Here is a 15,821-nt window from a genome sequence, read left to right as displayed (position 1 = left end):
CTAACTACTACCTTGCGACTATTTTTCATTTATTTACAATCAAATCAGCTAACTTAAAACAAAATATGTTAAAATCTTTCTCGTAACCGCTTTCTAAAATCAAAGGAGGACGAACATAATGAAAATTTTCATAGATTCTGCAAACCTGAATGATATTAAAGAAGCACACGATATGGGAGTAGTAGCTGGAGTAACTACGAATCCATCTCTTGTTATGAAAGAAAAGGTGAATTTCCATGATCGTCTTCGTGAAATTACAAGCCTAGTATCTGGCTCTGTTAGTGCAGAGGTTGTTTCAACAACTGCTGAAGAAATGATTGAAGAAGGAAAACAACTAGCTGAAATCGCACCAAACATTACCGTAAAGGTTCCAATGAATCGTGAAGGGATGAAGGCGGTCAAAGCATTCTACGAAGCAGGAATTAAAACAAACGTAACGCTTGTTTTCTCTGCTAACCAGGCTTTGCTTGCAGCACGTGCTGGTGCGTCTTACGTTTCGCCATTCCTTGGACGTCTTGATGATATTGGTCAAAATGGTCTTGATCTCATCTCTGAAATCTCCGAACTGTTTGCGGTACATGGAATTGAGACTGAAATTATTGCTGCGTCCATTCGTCACCCAATGCATGTAACAGAAGCGGCTCTTCGTGGCGCTGACATTGGCACAATGCCACTTAAGGTCGTTCTTCAGATGCTAGAACACCCGCTAACTGATAAAGGAATTGATCAATTCCTTTCTGACTGGGAAGAAGCGAAGAAAGCAAATAAATAGTCTTATTAAATTGGCATGAACTTCCTGTTTTTGCCCATACTATTCTTAAGAAGTATCAAAATTCGACAGAAACATGAACAGGAATGAGATGCGGACGAAGAAGGGAGACCGTTATGGAAAAGTTGATGATCGCTGGAGGCCACCGATTAAGCGGTACAGTTCAAGTGAGCGGCGCCAAAAATAGTGCGGTTGCATTAATTCCGGCGGCTATTCTAGCAGATTCCACTGTCACAATTGATCATTTGCCGAACATTTCTGACGTGGGAATTCTCCGTGATTTACTAGAGGAAATCGGAGGACAAGCTGAGCTCGATGGAAATACATTAACTGTGAATCCACAGGACATGATTGCCATGCCACTGCCGAATGGAAAAGTAAAGAAGCTTCGTGCTTCTTATTACTTGATGGGTGCGATGTTGGGTCGTTTTAATAAAGCGGTTATCGGACTTCCAGGCGGTTGTAACCTTGGACCGCGTCCGATTGATCAGCATATTAAAGGCTTTGAAGCTCTTGGTGCAAAAGTAACAAATGAGCAAGGTGCGATTTACCTTCGTGCTGATGAACTGAGAGGGGCCCGTATTTACCTTGACGTTGTAAGTGTAGGAGCTACGATTAATATTATGCTTGCAGCCGTTCGTGCAAAAGGACGGACAGTCATTGAAAATGCAGCGAAAGAACCAGAAATTATTGATGTTGCCACACTGTTATCTAGTATGGGAGCGAAGATCAAAGGAGCAGGGACAGACGTCATTCGTATCGATGGTGTTGACGAGCTAAGTGGCTGTTACCACTCGATCATACCTGACCGCATAGAGGCGGGCACTTACATGATTATGGCAGCGGCGATGGGAGACGAAGTCGTCATCGATAATGTCATCTCGCAACATCTTGAGTCACTTATCGCAAAGCTGCGTGAGATGGGTGTAAAGGTAGAGACGAATGAAGACCAGGTTTATATTCGTTCACCACGCGAAGGCTGGAAAGGCGTTGACCTAAAGACACTCGTCTATCCTGGCTTCCCAACAGACTTACAGCAGCCGTTTACATCGCTCTTAACGAACGCAGAGGGTAGTAGCATTGTGACCGATACAATTTATGGCGCAAGATTTAAGCACATTGATGAACTTCGCCGAATGGGTGCGAATGTGAAGGTGGAAGGACGTTCTGCCATCATTAATGGAGCTGTTAAGCTTCAAGGTGCGAAGGTACGTGCTTCTGATCTGAGAGCTGGTGCGGCCCTTGTCGTTGCTGGATTAATGGCAGAAGGCGTTACGGAAGTTTCAGGACTTGAGCACATCGATCGTGGGTATGAACGACTTGTAGAAAAGCTGAGCAATCTTGGCGCGAGAGTCTGGCGTGAGAAATTAGATCAAGAAGAGCTTAAAGAAGTGGAAAGCTCTTAAGAATGCAGAACAGGCGGTGAAAACCGCCATTCTGTCATCTTTTCGTGTAAGCGTTTAAAAAATAGAGATCGTGTAAACTTAGGGGGAAGCATGATGGAAAGAAGTTTATCGATGGAACTTGTTAGAGTGACCGAGGCAGCTGCGCTTGCTTCAGCGCGTTGGATGGGAAGAGGCAAGAAAGAAGAAGCAGATGATGCTGCAACGACTGCTATGCGTGACGTTTTTGATACGGTTCCGATGAAAGGAACAGTTGTCATCGGGGAAGGCGAGATGGATGAAGCACCAATGCTTTATATCGGTGAAAAGCTTGGAACTGGATATGGTCCGCGTGTCGATGTAGCTGTCGATCCTTTAGAAGGAACAAATATTGTTGCGGCAGGAACATGGAATGCCCTCGCTGTTCTAGCGGTAGCCGATCACGGAAATCTTCTTCATGCTCCTGACATGTATATGGACAAAATCGCAGTTGGACCAAAAGCAGTAGGGAAAATCGATATTAATGCCTCCGTACACGAGAATCTAAAAGCAGTAGCTGAAGCAAAAGGAAAAAATATTGAAGACTGCGTGGCGGTCATATTAGACCGTAAGCGCCACGAAAAGATTATAGAAGAAGTGCGTTCTGCCGGAGCTAGAATTAAGCTTATTTCTGATGGAGATGTAGCAGCAGCAATTAACACAGCGTTTGATGATACGGGCGTCGATATTTTGTTTGGATCTGGTGGAGCACCAGAGGGTGTCCTTGCTGCAGTAGCACTGAAATGCCTTGGTGGAGAAATACAGGGTAAGCTGCTACCGCAAAATGAGGAAGAATTAAACAGGTGTAAAGAAATGGGAATTGAAGATGTCTCCCGCGTTCTTCATATGGAAGATCTTGTGAAGGGCGACGACGCCATTTTTGCAGCGACAGGTGTTACTGATGGTGAATTGTTAAAGGGAGTTAGGTTTCAGGGAACTTCTGGGACAACGCAATCCGTTGTCATGCGTGCAAAGTCAGGAACAGTTCGTTTCATCGACGGAAAACATAGTTTACAAAAGAAGCCTGATCTCGTCATTCGACCTTAAATCACTATAAAGGAAGCGAGATCTCATGCAACATTGGTTTTTACATGTTGAATATTCCTAAGGAATCTGGTAAAACTATAAGGTGCTGTATTATTGTTATTACGTTTAGTTACCGAAACTATAATGTGAACGAAATAGATAGTAAACTAATCCTGGCTCATTCGATCTGTGGAGAAGAGGTACTTATACTCGCCGTGCTTTCTTTTGCAAGTTGATCATGAGCCAAAGATGACGCTCGAACAAGCCGAGAATTATCAGAGTAACGATTGCTAAGCAACACCTTCGTTGTGCACTTCCTCTACTCTCACTTAAGAGATGCCTGAATGGATAGCCTCTCACAGGATCTCAACAAACTCTTTCTCTCTTTATTTATTTTCTCAACCGTCAAATTGGTCAACTCTATACAACGTACTTACGTTGTGAAAGCAAACCTCTTTGCGCACTCATATCATTTTCCAGCCGTTAGGGTCAAACCTATTATTATATAAAAAGTGTGGTGTCAACATGGCAGTAAATATATCAGAATTAGAACAAATGACGTTAAAAGATCTATATGAACAGGCAAGACTGTACAAAGTCTCATACTATAGCAAGTTGAACAAGCGAGAACTTGTATTTGCCATATTGAAAGCGCAGGCTGAACAATCTGGCCTTCTTTTCATGGAAGGTATTCTAGAGATTATTTCCTCTGAAGGATTTGGATTCCTACGACCGATTAACTACTCAGCTAGTGCGGAAGACATTTATATTTCCGCTTCACAAATTCGTCGATTCGATTTACGTAACGGTGATCGCGTATCGGGTAAAGTAAGACCCCCTAAAGAAAATGAGCGCTACTACGGTCTCTTACACGTAGCCGCAGTAAATGGAGAAGACCCTGATTCTTCTAAAGAACGCGTGCATTTCCCAGCGCTAACGCCGCTGTATCCTGAGAAGAGAATGAACTTTGAGAACAAATCAGGCAATCTTTCAACGCGTATCATTGATATGATTTCGCCTGTCGGGTTTGGACAGCGTGGTTTAATCGTAGCTCCCCCAAAAGCAGGGAAAACAATGTTGCTGAAAGAAATTGCTAACAGCATTACAACGAATCATCCTGACACAGAACTTATCGTGCTTCTCATTGATGAGCGTCCTGAGGAAGTAACGGATATCGAGCGTTCTGTTGATGGGGATGTTGTTCATTCAACTTTTGATGAAACGCCGGATAATCACATAAAAGTAGCTGAGCTTGTGCTAGAGCGAGCTATGCGTCTTGTTGAGCATAAGAAAGACGTTGTGATTCTTCTTGATAGTATTACACGTCTTGCTCGTGCTTATAACCTTGTTATTCCTCCAAGTGGACGTACTCTTTCAGGTGGTATTGATCCTGCTGCTTTCCATCGTCCAAAACGATTCTTTGGTGCGGCAAGAAACATCGAAGAAGGTGGAAGCTTGACGATCTTAGCGACAGCTCTTGTGGAAACAGGCTCTCGTATGGATGACGTTATTTATGAAGAATTCAAAGGAACAGGCAACATGGAATTGCATCTTGATCGACGTCTTGCAGAACGACGTGTCTTCCCAGCGATTGATATTCGTCGCTCTGGCACGCGTAAAGAAGAGCTACTTCTTCCAAAAGAACAGCTTGAAATGCTTTGGACAATCCGTAAGAGCATGGATGACTCATTTGAATTCGTTGATAATTTCTTGAAACGCCTTAAGAAAACAAAGGAAAACAAAGAATTTTTCGATCTATTTGAGAAAGAAAAAAGCGGTTCATCTCGCTAATTAGGGATTCTTTCGTCACAGGATGATCAATTGCATTGTCTCTACCTCCCTGCTATAATACTTCTATGTGTGCAGAAGCTAAAAGGTAATGCCTTTTAGCTTCATTTAACTCTGGTTCCTCAGGAATCAGGGCGGAAGGAGATGAAATTCATGAAACAAGCAATTCATCCTGGTTATGAAAACATCAAAGTTAGATGTGCTTGCGGTAACGAATTCGAAACTGGATCTACAAAACAGGACGGCGTCAGCGTAGAGGTTTGCTCTGAATGTCACCCGTTCTATACTGGACGTCAGAAGTTTAATGACGCTGGTGGACGCGTAGATAAGTTTAGAAGAAAATACAATCTAAAAGGTTAATGATAGAACAGGCAAGTTTTTACTCCTTGCCTGTTTTTTTACTCAATATTCTTAGTGGAAACAACGCACTTTTTATAAGGTAGGGGAGATTTTTGACTCACCTCCGCACTTGTAGGAAGAAACGGCTCGAGCAAATAAATTTGCTCACTCGTTTCTTCCTACAAGTGAGTAAGTCAATGAGTGAGATCATACCCGATGAAATTATAAACGTTTAAAATCAATAATTGGATGAAAGTATACGCAAAATAAAGACTGTGCTGATCAGTCATTTTTTAATGCTTATGCTGGAGAAAGGAGAAGCGGTTGAATGCATGTCATGAAGCACAGCGGCTGGATTGAGGTTGTTTGCGGAAGTATGTTTTCCGGAAAGTCGGAAGAATTGATTCGTCGAGTGAAGCGAGCGACTTATGCAAAGCAAAAAGTCCAGGTGTTCAAGCCTAAAATTGATGATAGATACAGCGAAGAATCTGTTGTGTCTCATAATGGAATGTCCGTTATCGCTGTCCCAGTTGATCATTCACAAGCGATCCTGGACCGCGTCTCAGAGGATACAGATATGGTTGCGGTAGATGAAGTACAGTTTTTTGATGAAGAAATCGTAGATGTGGCTCAGCAGCTTGCTGATGAAGGCGTTCGTGTAATCGTCGCAGGACTCGACCAGGATTTTCGCGGCGAAGCATTCGGGCAAGTTCCTAAGCTTCTTACGGTTGCTGAATCAGTTACGAAGCTACAAGCAATCTGTGTTGTATGTGGTTCTCCAGCAAGCCGTACCCAGCGTTTAATTGATGGGAAGCCCGCGCATTATGAGGATCCGATTATCCTTGTTGGTGCGTCAGAATCCTATGAACCACGCTGTCGTCATTGTCACAAAGTACCAGGGAAACCAACGGCGCGAGACAATAAAGAGCAGCAAATATCAAAATAAGTCCGGGAAACCGGGCTTTTTTTAATGCGCGAAAACATCTGGTTTCATTTCCATAGAAGAGGAGAACGAGAATCTAACCAGTCATCTTTGGGCACCTTAAAACGAGGAGGTGACTGACTGATGAGAAAGGTTTCAACTATGATGATTGCATTCCTTTTACTTGTAGCTGCTTGTTCGCCATTAAAGCCACCAGAGGCGGATGGACAAGCGGGAGAAGGCCAGAATTTAAACACAGATATTAACTTAAATCCTCAGTCCTATCGCAATATGAGTGTTGATAAGCCAACAATTAGTGACGATCAAGATAAGATTCGTGAAGTCGTCGAGACAGAAGGTTTCGATGCTGGAGTCGTTTCAATCACAGGAAATCACGCGTGGGTCAATGTGAAATTTAGCAATAAAAATGAAGCGAGTTTAAATGAACAGAAAAAAAACCTCGCTGCTAAAATTTATCAAGCCGTACCGAGGTACAAAATTCATGTACGAGCAAGATAAACCCTCTCATGCGAGAGGGTTGTTTTGTTTTATTAGTGCTGGGCGCGTCGCGCTGCCTGTTGCAATGGATCCCAAACGCTATTGTAAGGGGGAGCATATGCGAGATCAAGATCCTCAATGTCATGAAGCGTCATCTGGTGGTAAAGAGCCGTTGCAAGCACATCAACTCGCTTATCAACGCCGTACTTTCCAATAAACTGTCCACCGATAATTCGTTCGTTATCATCTCGGAAAATAATTTTCACGCAAAGTTCACGAGCTTCTGGGTAGTAACCCGCAATGTCAGTTGCCTCGGTTGAGCAGCTTGAGAATGGTAAATTTAATTCTTTTGCTTCGTTAGTAGAAAGGCCTGTGCGGCCAAGAGTTAATCCGAAAAATTTAATAACAGAAGTGCCGACAATCCCCTTAAATGTATTTGGTTGCCCAATCATGTTAAGGCCAGCAATGCGCCCCTGCTTATTTGCCGTTGTGCCAAGAGGAACAAAGTCATCTCGTTCTTTAATGCGATGATAATGGGTTGCACAGTCTCCAGCTGCATATACGTCCTCTTTACTTGTTTGCATGTAGCGGTTCACCTGAATAGCACCGTTAGAAGTTGTATGAAGACCGCATTCTTTGAGGAAACCAGTATTCGGTTTGACGCCGACTGAGACGAGAACAAGGTCTGCATCATATTCTCCTTTGTCAGTCACGATTTTTTTGACGCGCTTATCCCCTTTGAAAGACTGAACGCCTTCATTTGTATGAACCGAAACATTGTTTTGCTTGGCTTCTTCGTGTATAAGCTTAGCCATATCGTCATCAAAAATACTGGCAAGGTGCGGTCCTAACTCAATGATGCGTACATTTTTACCGAGTTCACGGAACGTTTCGGCCATTTCAAGTCCAATGTATCCACCGCCAATGACCGCCACATTTTGTACGGAATCATCAAGATCTTTTATCACTTTTTCAGCATCGGGAATGGTCTTTAATGTATGTATGCCGTTAAGGTCGATGCCTTCCCAGTTTGGTTTAACAGGACTTACTCCTGTAGCGATCAGGAGCTTATCGTAATTTTCTTCAAAGTGATCATTCGTTTTTAAATTGATTCCTTTTACAATTTTGTTTTCAGTATCAACGTTTGTAACCTCATGGTAGACACGTGCGTCAATTCCATACTTTTCTCGAAATGTATCGACGGATCTTGCAATCAGTTTATCCGTAGATTCAATTTTTCCGCTAATGACATAAGGTAGCCCGCATTGGCCATACGAATAAATATCTCCCTTTTCAAGCGTCACAACTTCCGCTTCCTCATCGTTTCTAATAATTTGCATTGCTGCACTCATACCAGCCGCATCTCCGCCAATAATAACAAACTTCATCTATAAGCAGCCCCTTTCCTAATCGTTCAGTCTAGCCTACTTTCAGTTTACCCTTAAAAAATGATGTTAAAGCTATTTTTGCTTTTGACTGGCGAAATGTCCTATACTATAATTAGAATGTTATGCAACGAAAACGAGGTGAAAGATCTTGTTAGACCGTTTAGAAATTGTAGAAGAACGTTATGATAAGTTAAATCAGTTGTTAAGTGATCCAGAAGTCATTAATGACACGACGAAACTCCGCGAATATTCCAAAGAGCAAGCTAGCCTTGAGGAAACCGTTCAGGTGTATCGTGAATATAAGGAAATTCTCGAAGGCATTCAAGACGCGAAGGCGATGCTTGAGGAAGAAAAAGATGCAGAAATGCGTGAAATGGTGAAGGCAGAGCTTTCAGAGCTTACACCACAAGAAGAAGAGTATGCAGAGCGCTTACGAGTGCTACTTCTTCCTAAAGATCCGAACGATGAGAAGAACGTAATTATCGAAGTTCGAGGAGCAGCGGGTGGAGACGAAGCCGCATTATTTGCTGGTGACTTGTACAAAATGTACAGCCGCTTCGCTGAAATGCAAGGTTGGAAGTCTGAAGTCATCGAATATAGTTCAACGGAGCTAGGTGGTTATAAAGAAATTATCTTTATGATCAACGGTGCCGGCGCATATTCCAAAATGAAGTATGAAAACGGCGCACACCGAGTGCAGCGTGTTCCTTCAACAGAATCAGGTGGACGTATTCACACATCTACGGCAACAGTAGCCGTGCTTCCTGAAGCGGAAGAAGTGGAAGTTGAAATCCATGACAAAGACATTCGTGTTGATACATTTACTTCAAGTGGACCAGGTGGACAGAGTGTTAATACAACGATGTCAGCTGTTCGCTTAACCCATACGCCAACAGGTGTTGTTGTATCGTGTCAGGATGAGAAGTCACAAATTAAGAACAAAGAAAAAGCGATGAAGGTTCTTCGTGCTCGGGTGTATGATAAGTTCCAACAAGAAGCACAGAAAGAGTATGACGATAACCGTAAATCCGCTGTTGGAACGGGCGACCGTTCCGAACGAATCCGTACGTATAACTTCCCACAAAACCGCGTGACGGATCATAGAATTAACTTAACGATTCAGAAACTTGACCAGATTCTTCAAGGGAAGCTTGATGAGTTCATTGATGCGCTAATTACAGAAGAGCAAACGCGCTTAATGGCAGAAGCTGGAGAGTGACCTTATGAAGACTGTATTCGAAGCCCTTAAATGGGCTTCTTCTTTTTTAGAGAAGCATGGACGTGAAGCGTCAGCAGCTGAATGGCTGATTAAGCATGAGTTAAATGTAACAAGAACGGAATTGCTCCTTCGAATGCAAGACGAAATGCCTGATTATGAAAGTTTTGAAGCAAAAATCCAGGAGCATGCAAGCGGCATTCCTGTTCAGCACATTGTCGAAAAGGAAGAGTTCTATGGTAGAACGTATCGGGTCAACCATCATGTTCTCGTTCCAAGACCTGAAACAGAAGAGCTTGTGGAAGGCATCCTTACAAGAGCGAAGAAGCTATTTCTTGATCCGACAAAGGCAACGATTGCTGACATTGGAACGGGAAGTGGGGCAATTGCAATTAGTCTAGCGCTTGAACTTCAAAATCGAGAAGTCACTGCGGTCGATATTTCTGAAGATGCTCTAGAAGTTGCGAAGGAAAATGCGCGACAGCTTAAGGCGCCAATCTCGTTTCTTCATGGCGATCTACTTCAGCCGTTAGCAGGACGTAAGCTTGATATCGTTGTCTCAAATCCTCCGTATATTTCTGAAGAAGAATACGCAACTCTTGACCCGTTGGTTCGAGATCATGAACCTATTCAGGCACTCGTTGGAGGAGAAGATGGATATGAGCTTTATCGAAGACTTGCGGAAGGTCTCCCTAGTTTGATCTCGTCTCCAGGATTAATTGGATTTGAAGTAGGAGAAAAGCAGGCGAGAACCGTTGCTACAATGCTTGAATCCTCTTTTGGTGAGGACATTGAAGTGGAAGTTGTGAAAGATATTAGTGGGAAAGAACGGATGGTATTTGGTGTTGTAAAATAACCCTGTCGATTCTACTCGCATTCTGGTGAAGAGTTCTACGTTTAAAACGTTCGATTCTGGCCAGAATGAGAGCTAGAAGGGACGGGATACAAGATGAATCAAAGAGGACTTATTAATCTATTAATCTCATTTTTTATTCTTGCTTCAAGTCTCCAGAGTTCGGGAATAGTAACAGCAAATCAACAGGTTATTCCAGACGAAGCGATTCGTCTTCGCATTTTAGCCAATAGCAATAGCAATGAAGATCAAACCGTGAAACGCAGCATTCGTGATGAAGTCAATGAATCGATTAATGAATGGGTTGCTGATCTAACTTCTATTGAAGAATCTCGTCATGTGATTAAAAGTCGTCTAGCCGAGATTGAAGCCATCGTAAGCAAGCAATTAGAAATGATCGGTAGTCGTGAATCTTTTTCCGTTACGTTCGGAGAAGTGGCTTTTCCAACGAAGCTTTATGGCGACTTCGTGTATCCAGCAGGTGATTATGAAGCTGTGCTCATTACGATTGGGGAAGGACTTGGGGATAACTGGTGGTGCGTATTGTTTCCACCGCTTTGCTTTCTTGATTTCTCAAATGGTGATGCCGTCCAAGCTGAAAGTGATGTAGTGGAAGAACCATCTGAAGAAGTAGAAGTTGAATTCTTCCTCGTCAAAATTATTGATACGATTGTTGAATGGTTTAAAGGGATTTTCAGTTAAAAGGTCTATTTTCCTCCTTCAAAGCATAAGACCATAACAGAACGGTATTGTGCTCAAAAAAGAATTTGAAGGAGGAAGATTCAATTGTTTCTAGTTAGAAAAGCAACTACTGAAGATGTCGCCGCAGTTTGGGATTTTGTGAAACGCTCTGGACTCGAAGTGGACGGGCTACCTAAGATTGAGTCCTTCCTTATCGCAGAATCAGAAGAGAAGGAGCTATTCGGTGTCATTGCCCTTGAAACGTTTGGTAATGCAGGTTTACTTAGAGCTCTCGTCTTAAACAGCTCCGAATCCACCTCAGAGCGTTTGCTACGTTTCTTTGATCAGGTGATTCAATTGGCGAAGAAAAACCAATTGGACGAGTTATACCTTACGTCAAAAGAAGAATCCTTTTTCTTTCAAGTTTTCGGTTTCTCGACAATTCCTGTAGAAAATATCCCAACAACGTTGAAGACAAATGAGTTATTTACAAATCATTCAGATCAGCGAGTGATTATGAGAAAACGGTTAACGTAGGGGATCTCATCAACAAGGTTATACACAAAATAAGCATTCCTTATCCACACAATGTGGATATTAGCGTAATAAGACGAAGGAAGCGTTTTTACGAATCGTGTAGAATCCTGTGGAAAGATCACATATCTCCCCGAAATAACCGGGCTTATTAGTATTTATGATATAAGAAGGTGTATAACATGGAAGGTATCCACACAAATGTTTGGTATGTGGATGAAAATGTGGATAGCGAAAAAAGTTATCCACAAATTGCGGAAGCAGCAGAATATTTAAAACAAAATGAAGTCGTTGCTTTTCCTACTGAGACGGTCTATGGGCTTGGTGGGAATGCTTTATCTGAAGAAGCCGTCGCAAAAATTTTCCAAGCGAAGGGACGACCTGCAGATAATCCGCTTATTGTGCACGTTGCCTCTCGTCCACATGTGGAAAAGTTAGTAACGAGTATTCCGAAGCAAGCGGATGATCTGATGAATGCATTTTGGCCGGGACCTCTAACAATTGTTTTACCTGGTGGACAGAGTGTGGCTAGAAATGTAACAGCAGGACTCGATACGGTAGCCATTCGCATGCCAAATCACCCTGTAGCACTGGCCATATTAAAAGCTGCGAACTTACCTCTTGCAGCGCCAAGCGCGAATCTATCAGGCAAACCAAGTCCGACGTCAGCCGATCATGTCATTCATGATTTGAGCGGAAGGATCGCTGGCATTGTGGATGGAGGGTCAACTGGTGTTGGTCTTGAGTCTACTGTTGTGGACTGTTCTGGAGATGTCGTGACAATTCTCCGTCCAGGTGGTGTCACGAAGGAGCAGTTAGAAGAAGTGGTCGGCGAAGTGAAGGTTGATCCAGCATTAAGTGATGATGGCCAAAAGCCAAAGTCTCCTGGTGTAAAGTACAAACACTATGCACCGACAGCTCCTGTTACGCTTGTGGATGGCTCAGAAAAGCATTTGCAAACGATCGTGGACAAGCGTAGAGCAGAAGGATTGAAAATAGGCATCCTCGCAACAGAGGAATCAAAGTCATTATATCAAGCAGATATCATCATTCCATGTGGATCAAGAGATGACCTTATTTCTGTAGCGAATCGTCTTTATGATGTATTGAGGCAGTTCGATGAATCCGATGTGGATGAAATTTATAGCGAAATATTCACACATGAGGGAGTAGGAGCAGCGGTTATGAACCGGCTATCAAAAGCTGCAAACAATCGTGTGATGAAAGAATAGTAAAAACCCGCTCATTTGAGCGGGTTTTTTCATCGAGGCTAATTATTATTGCGTTTCTTTTCCACAAACTCTTCTACCATTTTCGTTGTTACGTAAGTTCGTGTAGGGATACTTCCTTGTTTAGCAAGTTCATTAATTTGAAGTGAAAGTTCATTGATCCGTTCAGTTGTATAAGATTTGTTCGCTTCACATTGTTCAACAGCATGAGCAATCGCTGCTTCGCGCTCTTTATCTAACTGAATAAACAATTTAATTTCACGATTTTTTTCATTAAGCTGATTTGAAATACCTTTGTGAACGCTCATCTAATTAGTTCCTCCATTTCGGCTCATTCCATACTAGAACATTACCCTTAACGAGCCCTTCTTAACCTATTATTCCTCCTTTCCCTTCTATTTTCAAGAGGACGTGCATAAAAGTTGAATAGCACGTCCCGGGAGGAGATGAAATGTTTTCCACTGCATTAATTGGTGAGCTCGCAACGTTAAGTATAATGGCATTTGCTCTCGGCATGGATGCTTTTTCAGTTGGACTAGGCATGGGTATGATCCCGCTCCGGCTTCGCCAAATTGCCAAAATCGGCGTTGTGATCGGACTATTTCATATGGGGATGCCACTTGCCGGTATGATCATCGGGCGCGTGCTTTCCGAGCATTTTGGCACGATTGCAACAATGATCGGCGGCGGTCTATTGCTTTTATTAGGTATTCAAATGGGACTATCATCACTTTCATCGAGCGATAAACCATTTGTCACTCCAGTGGGGTTTGGTTTACTTATTTTTTCTTTAAGCGTTAGTCTTGATAGCTTTTCCGTTGGGCTAAGTCTTGGCATTTACGGTGCAAGAGTGGTTATCACGATCTTATTATTTGGGCTTATTAGCATGCTCTTAACGTGGTCAGGCTTAATGATGGGTCGGAAATTTCAGAGCTGGATCGGCTCGTACAGCGAACTTCTCGGCGGTTGCATACTATTTGGGTTTGGGCTGAAGCTTTTGATTTTGTAATGTGCAGTTAAGTGTGTTTGGCCAATAAATCCAAATTTCAGCCAATAAAAAGCTCCAGGGAAGGCTAAGGTACTTGCGGACACCCTCCCTGAAGCTTAAGATAAGCTGAATTACTCCGTTATCCCCTGTAAAAGCCTCGCATAAGGAGAGTTTGCTGGGAGCATGATCACTGTTTCGTCGTTCAAAGTCGTTTTATACGACTCAAGCGTGCGATAAAGCTCGTAGAATTCAGGATCTTTACTAAATGCTTTGTTGTAGATTTTAGCCGCTTCAGATTCTCCCTCTGCGCGAATTTCTTCCGCATCGGCATCTGCTTTAGCAATTATGGTATCGACCTCTTTATCTGTTTCCGCCTTGATTCGATCGGAATCCGCGTCACCTTGAGATAAATACTCCTGTGCTTTGGATTCACGCTCTGAAATCATTCGCTGGAAAACGGACTGTTCGTTTGCGTCAGGGAGGTCGGTGCGCTTCATGCGCACATCCGTTACCTGAATGCCGTACGCATCGCGATCGAGGAGTTCATTTACTCGCTCCCGAACGTTATCGTTGAAGCTACCACGGTTAGATTTCTCTTCGTTTATGATTTCCTCATATTCAAGCTGACCGAGCTCAGATCGGATGACTGAGAAAATAAATTCACCCATTTTCGCTTCGGCATTTTCAATTGTTCGTGCATTAGTGATCATATCTTGTGGATCGCTGACAGACCAAACGGCGTAGTTATCCACAGTCATCCTCTTTTTATCTTTCGTTGTAATTTCCTCTGGATTGACATCGTAAAGCATTTGATACTTTGGTAGCGTCGTAACTGACTGAATGAACGGTACTTTAAATTTTAGTCCGGGTTCTGTTTCGATTTTAACGACGTCACCAAATTGACGAATGACCTTGTACTCGCCTTCCTTTACAACAAATAGTGTGCTGAAAAGCCCGCCAATCATAATGAGAAGGAGAACGATAAGTATTGCGGTTTTTACAATTTTTCTAGGACTCATCTTACGCCGGTGTTCATCCATATTAAAAACGTTCTCACTCATTCTTTTCACTCTCCTTTGGCTTTGGGGTTTCAGCTGTTTTTTCTTTTGCTGGCTGAATCGGTAAGTATTTGACGGTGTCTCCACCTTCGTCGGTAATGTAAATTTTCGTATCAGGAAGAACTTCTTCTAACGTCTCTAACACAAGGCGCTGTCTTGTAATATCAGGATTGGTTTTATATTCATTATAAAGAGCATTGAAGGTAGCAACGTCACCACGGGCTTGCTCGATTCGCTGAGCCTTTTCACCCTCAGCTTTCGAAATACGAGCATCCTTTTGACCTTCTACAACATTGAGCTCCTGGTTTTTGTATTTCTTCGCACCGTAGATTGTCGTTTCTTTTTGTTCACGGGCATCGACGACGTTTGTGAACGCTTTACGTACTTCATCATTTGGCAGTTCAACGTCTTGAAGCTTCACATCAAGAATGGAAATTCCTATTTCGTAACGATCAATTAATTGGGTGAGAATATCGCGAACATTTCCTTCGATTTCCGCTTTACCTGACGTAAGGGCTTCGTCTATTTCTGAGCTACCGATCACACCTCTTAATGAAGCGGATGTAGCATTATAGAGAATTTCTTTCGGTTCATCAGAGTAGTACAAATATTGTTTAGGATTCGTAATTCGCCATTGCACAACCAGGTCGGCGAGTACGATGTTTTCATCTCCAGTTACCATTTTTGTTTCCTCTGGAAAATCCACAATTTCTCCATCTTCCTCATCATATCCAAACGTTAAGCTGAACGTCTCTCTTGGTAAAATATCCACCTGTTGGATCGGCCATGGCAGTTTAAAATGAAGACCAGCCTCGCTTATTTCTTCATCTACTTTCCCAAATGTCATAATGACAGCTTGCTCTGATTCATCCACTGTATACCAGCTTGTAACTAGAATGACCCCCAGGATAAGAAATAGAACAACCGCACCTGACAGGATGACAATTTTTCTTTGTGACATCTAACTTCCCCCCTCGATTTTCTTATAACAAGTATTACGTGCAGATAACAAAAAGGTTTCGTAATTCCCATATTTTTTCACAATAACGGTTGGGCGATAGAGGGTGGATTTATCCCCCTTCATCTCTCATAATAGGAGGAGAAGGGAAGT

At 42.7% G+C, this 15,821-nt stretch carries 17 protein-coding genes; 13 read left to right on the top strand and 4 right to left on the bottom strand.

Annotation, left to right across the window (positions count from 1 at the left end; translation table 11 throughout):
• The first annotated feature begins 118 nt into the window (after positions 1 to 118).
• The 7 genes from fsa to AC0VYO_RS20735 all read left to right on the top strand — a co-directional run bounded on the left by fsa (position 119) and on the right by AC0VYO_RS20735 (position 6,784).
• Positions 119 to 772, top strand: a complete 654-nt coding sequence (gene fsa / locus AC0VYO_RS20765) for a fructose-6-phosphate aldolase (RefSeq protein ID WP_194218363.1) — start codon at positions 119 to 121, stop codon at positions 770 to 772.
• 113 nt (positions 773 to 885) lie between these two features.
• The gene (locus AC0VYO_RS20760; protein WP_194218364.1) at positions 886 to 2,175 is read left to right on the top strand and encodes a UDP-N-acetylglucosamine 1-carboxyvinyltransferase; all 1,290 of its coding nucleotides are present in this window, start codon (positions 886 to 888) and stop codon (positions 2,173 to 2,175) included.
• A 93-nt stretch (positions 2,176 to 2,268) separates the two neighbouring features.
• Positions 2,269 to 3,237: a class II fructose-bisphosphatase gene (gene glpX / locus AC0VYO_RS20755; RefSeq protein ID WP_194218365.1), complete on the top strand. Its 969-nt coding sequence runs from the start codon at positions 2,269 to 2,271 to the stop codon at positions 3,235 to 3,237.
• 504 nt (positions 3,238 to 3,741) lie between these two features.
• Positions 3,742 to 5,007: a transcription termination factor Rho gene (rho, locus tag AC0VYO_RS20750; RefSeq protein ID WP_194218366.1), complete on the top strand. Its 1,266-nt coding sequence runs from the start codon at positions 3,742 to 3,744 to the stop codon at positions 5,005 to 5,007.
• 150 nt (positions 5,008 to 5,157) lie between these two features.
• Entirely contained in the window at positions 5,158 to 5,364 is a 207-nt protein-coding gene (rpmE, locus tag AC0VYO_RS20745) for a 50S ribosomal protein L31 (RefSeq protein ID WP_303532428.1), read from the top strand.
• A 307-nt stretch (positions 5,365 to 5,671) separates the two neighbouring features.
• Entirely contained in the window at positions 5,672 to 6,289 is a 618-nt protein-coding gene (locus AC0VYO_RS20740; RefSeq protein ID WP_194218368.1) for a thymidine kinase, read from the top strand.
• Positions 6,290 to 6,409: 120 nt separating this feature from the next.
• Positions 6,410 to 6,784 (top strand): hypothetical protein, encoded by a 375-nt coding sequence (locus tag AC0VYO_RS20735; RefSeq protein WP_475366154.1) that lies wholly within the window; start codon positions 6,410 to 6,412, stop codon positions 6,782 to 6,784.
• 32 nt (positions 6,785 to 6,816) lie between these two features.
• On the opposite strand, the gene AC0VYO_RS20730 is transcribed toward AC0VYO_RS20735, so the two are convergent.
• On the bottom strand, positions 6,817 to 8,151 hold the full coding sequence (locus tag AC0VYO_RS20730; RefSeq protein WP_475366153.1) for a CoA-disulfide reductase: 1,335 nt from the start codon (positions 8,149 to 8,151) through the stop codon (positions 6,817 to 6,819).
• Between the two features lie 148 nt (positions 8,152 to 8,299).
• Between AC0VYO_RS20730 and prfA the strand changes: the two genes are divergently transcribed.
• The 5 genes from prfA to AC0VYO_RS20705 all read left to right on the top strand — a co-directional run bounded on the left by prfA (position 8,300) and on the right by AC0VYO_RS20705 (position 12,667).
• Complete coding sequence (prfA, locus tag AC0VYO_RS20725; protein ID WP_194218371.1) at positions 8,300 to 9,370, top strand: peptide chain release factor 1; 1,071 nt, start codon at positions 8,300 to 8,302, stop codon at positions 9,368 to 9,370.
• A gap of 4 nt (positions 9,371 to 9,374) precedes the next feature.
• Positions 9,375 to 10,223: a peptide chain release factor N(5)-glutamine methyltransferase gene (gene prmC, locus AC0VYO_RS20720; RefSeq protein ID WP_475366152.1), complete on the top strand. Its 849-nt coding sequence runs from the start codon at positions 9,375 to 9,377 to the stop codon at positions 10,221 to 10,223.
• A gap of 93 nt (positions 10,224 to 10,316) precedes the next feature.
• Positions 10,317 to 10,922 carry a stage II sporulation protein R gene (gene spoIIR / locus AC0VYO_RS20715; protein ID WP_194218373.1) on the top strand — a complete coding sequence of 202 codons (606 nt, stop codon included), beginning with the start codon at positions 10,317 to 10,319 and terminating at the stop codon, positions 10,920 to 10,922.
• Between the two features lie 84 nt (positions 10,923 to 11,006).
• On the top strand, positions 11,007 to 11,438 hold the full coding sequence (locus AC0VYO_RS20710; RefSeq protein ID WP_226615742.1) for a GNAT family N-acetyltransferase: 432 nt from the start codon (positions 11,007 to 11,009) through the stop codon (positions 11,436 to 11,438).
• Between the two features lie 188 nt (positions 11,439 to 11,626).
• Positions 11,627 to 12,667, top strand: a complete 1,041-nt coding sequence (locus AC0VYO_RS20705) for an L-threonylcarbamoyladenylate synthase (RefSeq protein WP_475369082.1) — start codon at positions 11,627 to 11,629, stop codon at positions 12,665 to 12,667.
• 38 nt (positions 12,668 to 12,705) lie between these two features.
• Here the strand turns inward: AC0VYO_RS20705 and AC0VYO_RS20700 are convergent, their stop codons facing one another.
• Positions 12,706 to 12,972 carry a DUF2533 family protein gene (locus tag AC0VYO_RS20700; RefSeq protein ID WP_194218375.1) on the bottom strand — a complete coding sequence of 89 codons (267 nt, stop codon included), beginning with the start codon at positions 12,970 to 12,972 and terminating at the stop codon, positions 12,706 to 12,708.
• A 143-nt stretch (positions 12,973 to 13,115) separates the two neighbouring features.
• Between AC0VYO_RS20700 and AC0VYO_RS20695 the strand changes: the two genes are divergently transcribed.
• On the top strand, positions 13,116 to 13,673 hold the full coding sequence (locus AC0VYO_RS20695) for a manganese efflux pump MntP (protein WP_475366150.1): 558 nt from the start codon (positions 13,116 to 13,118) through the stop codon (positions 13,671 to 13,673).
• A 110-nt stretch (positions 13,674 to 13,783) separates the two neighbouring features.
• On the opposite strand, the gene hflC is transcribed toward AC0VYO_RS20695, so the two are convergent.
• Together hflC and hflK are read right to left on the bottom strand one after the other, a co-directional pair.
• Positions 13,784 to 14,713 carry a protease modulator HflC gene (hflC, locus tag AC0VYO_RS20690; RefSeq protein WP_194218377.1) on the bottom strand — a complete coding sequence of 310 codons (930 nt, stop codon included), beginning with the start codon at positions 14,711 to 14,713 and terminating at the stop codon, positions 13,784 to 13,786.
• Entirely contained in the window at positions 14,706 to 15,671 is a 966-nt protein-coding gene (gene hflK, locus AC0VYO_RS20685) for an FtsH protease activity modulator HflK (RefSeq protein ID WP_194218378.1), read from the bottom strand. Before hflK ends, hflC begins: the two co-directional genes overlap by 8 nt.
• Between the last annotated feature and the right edge of the window lie 150 nt (positions 15,672 to 15,821).

The organism is Anaerobacillus sp. 63XJN7_4_ISO-PGPR-S23-413 (genome assembly GCF_056173725.1).
This window is presented reverse-complemented; position numbering and strand designations above follow the sequence as displayed.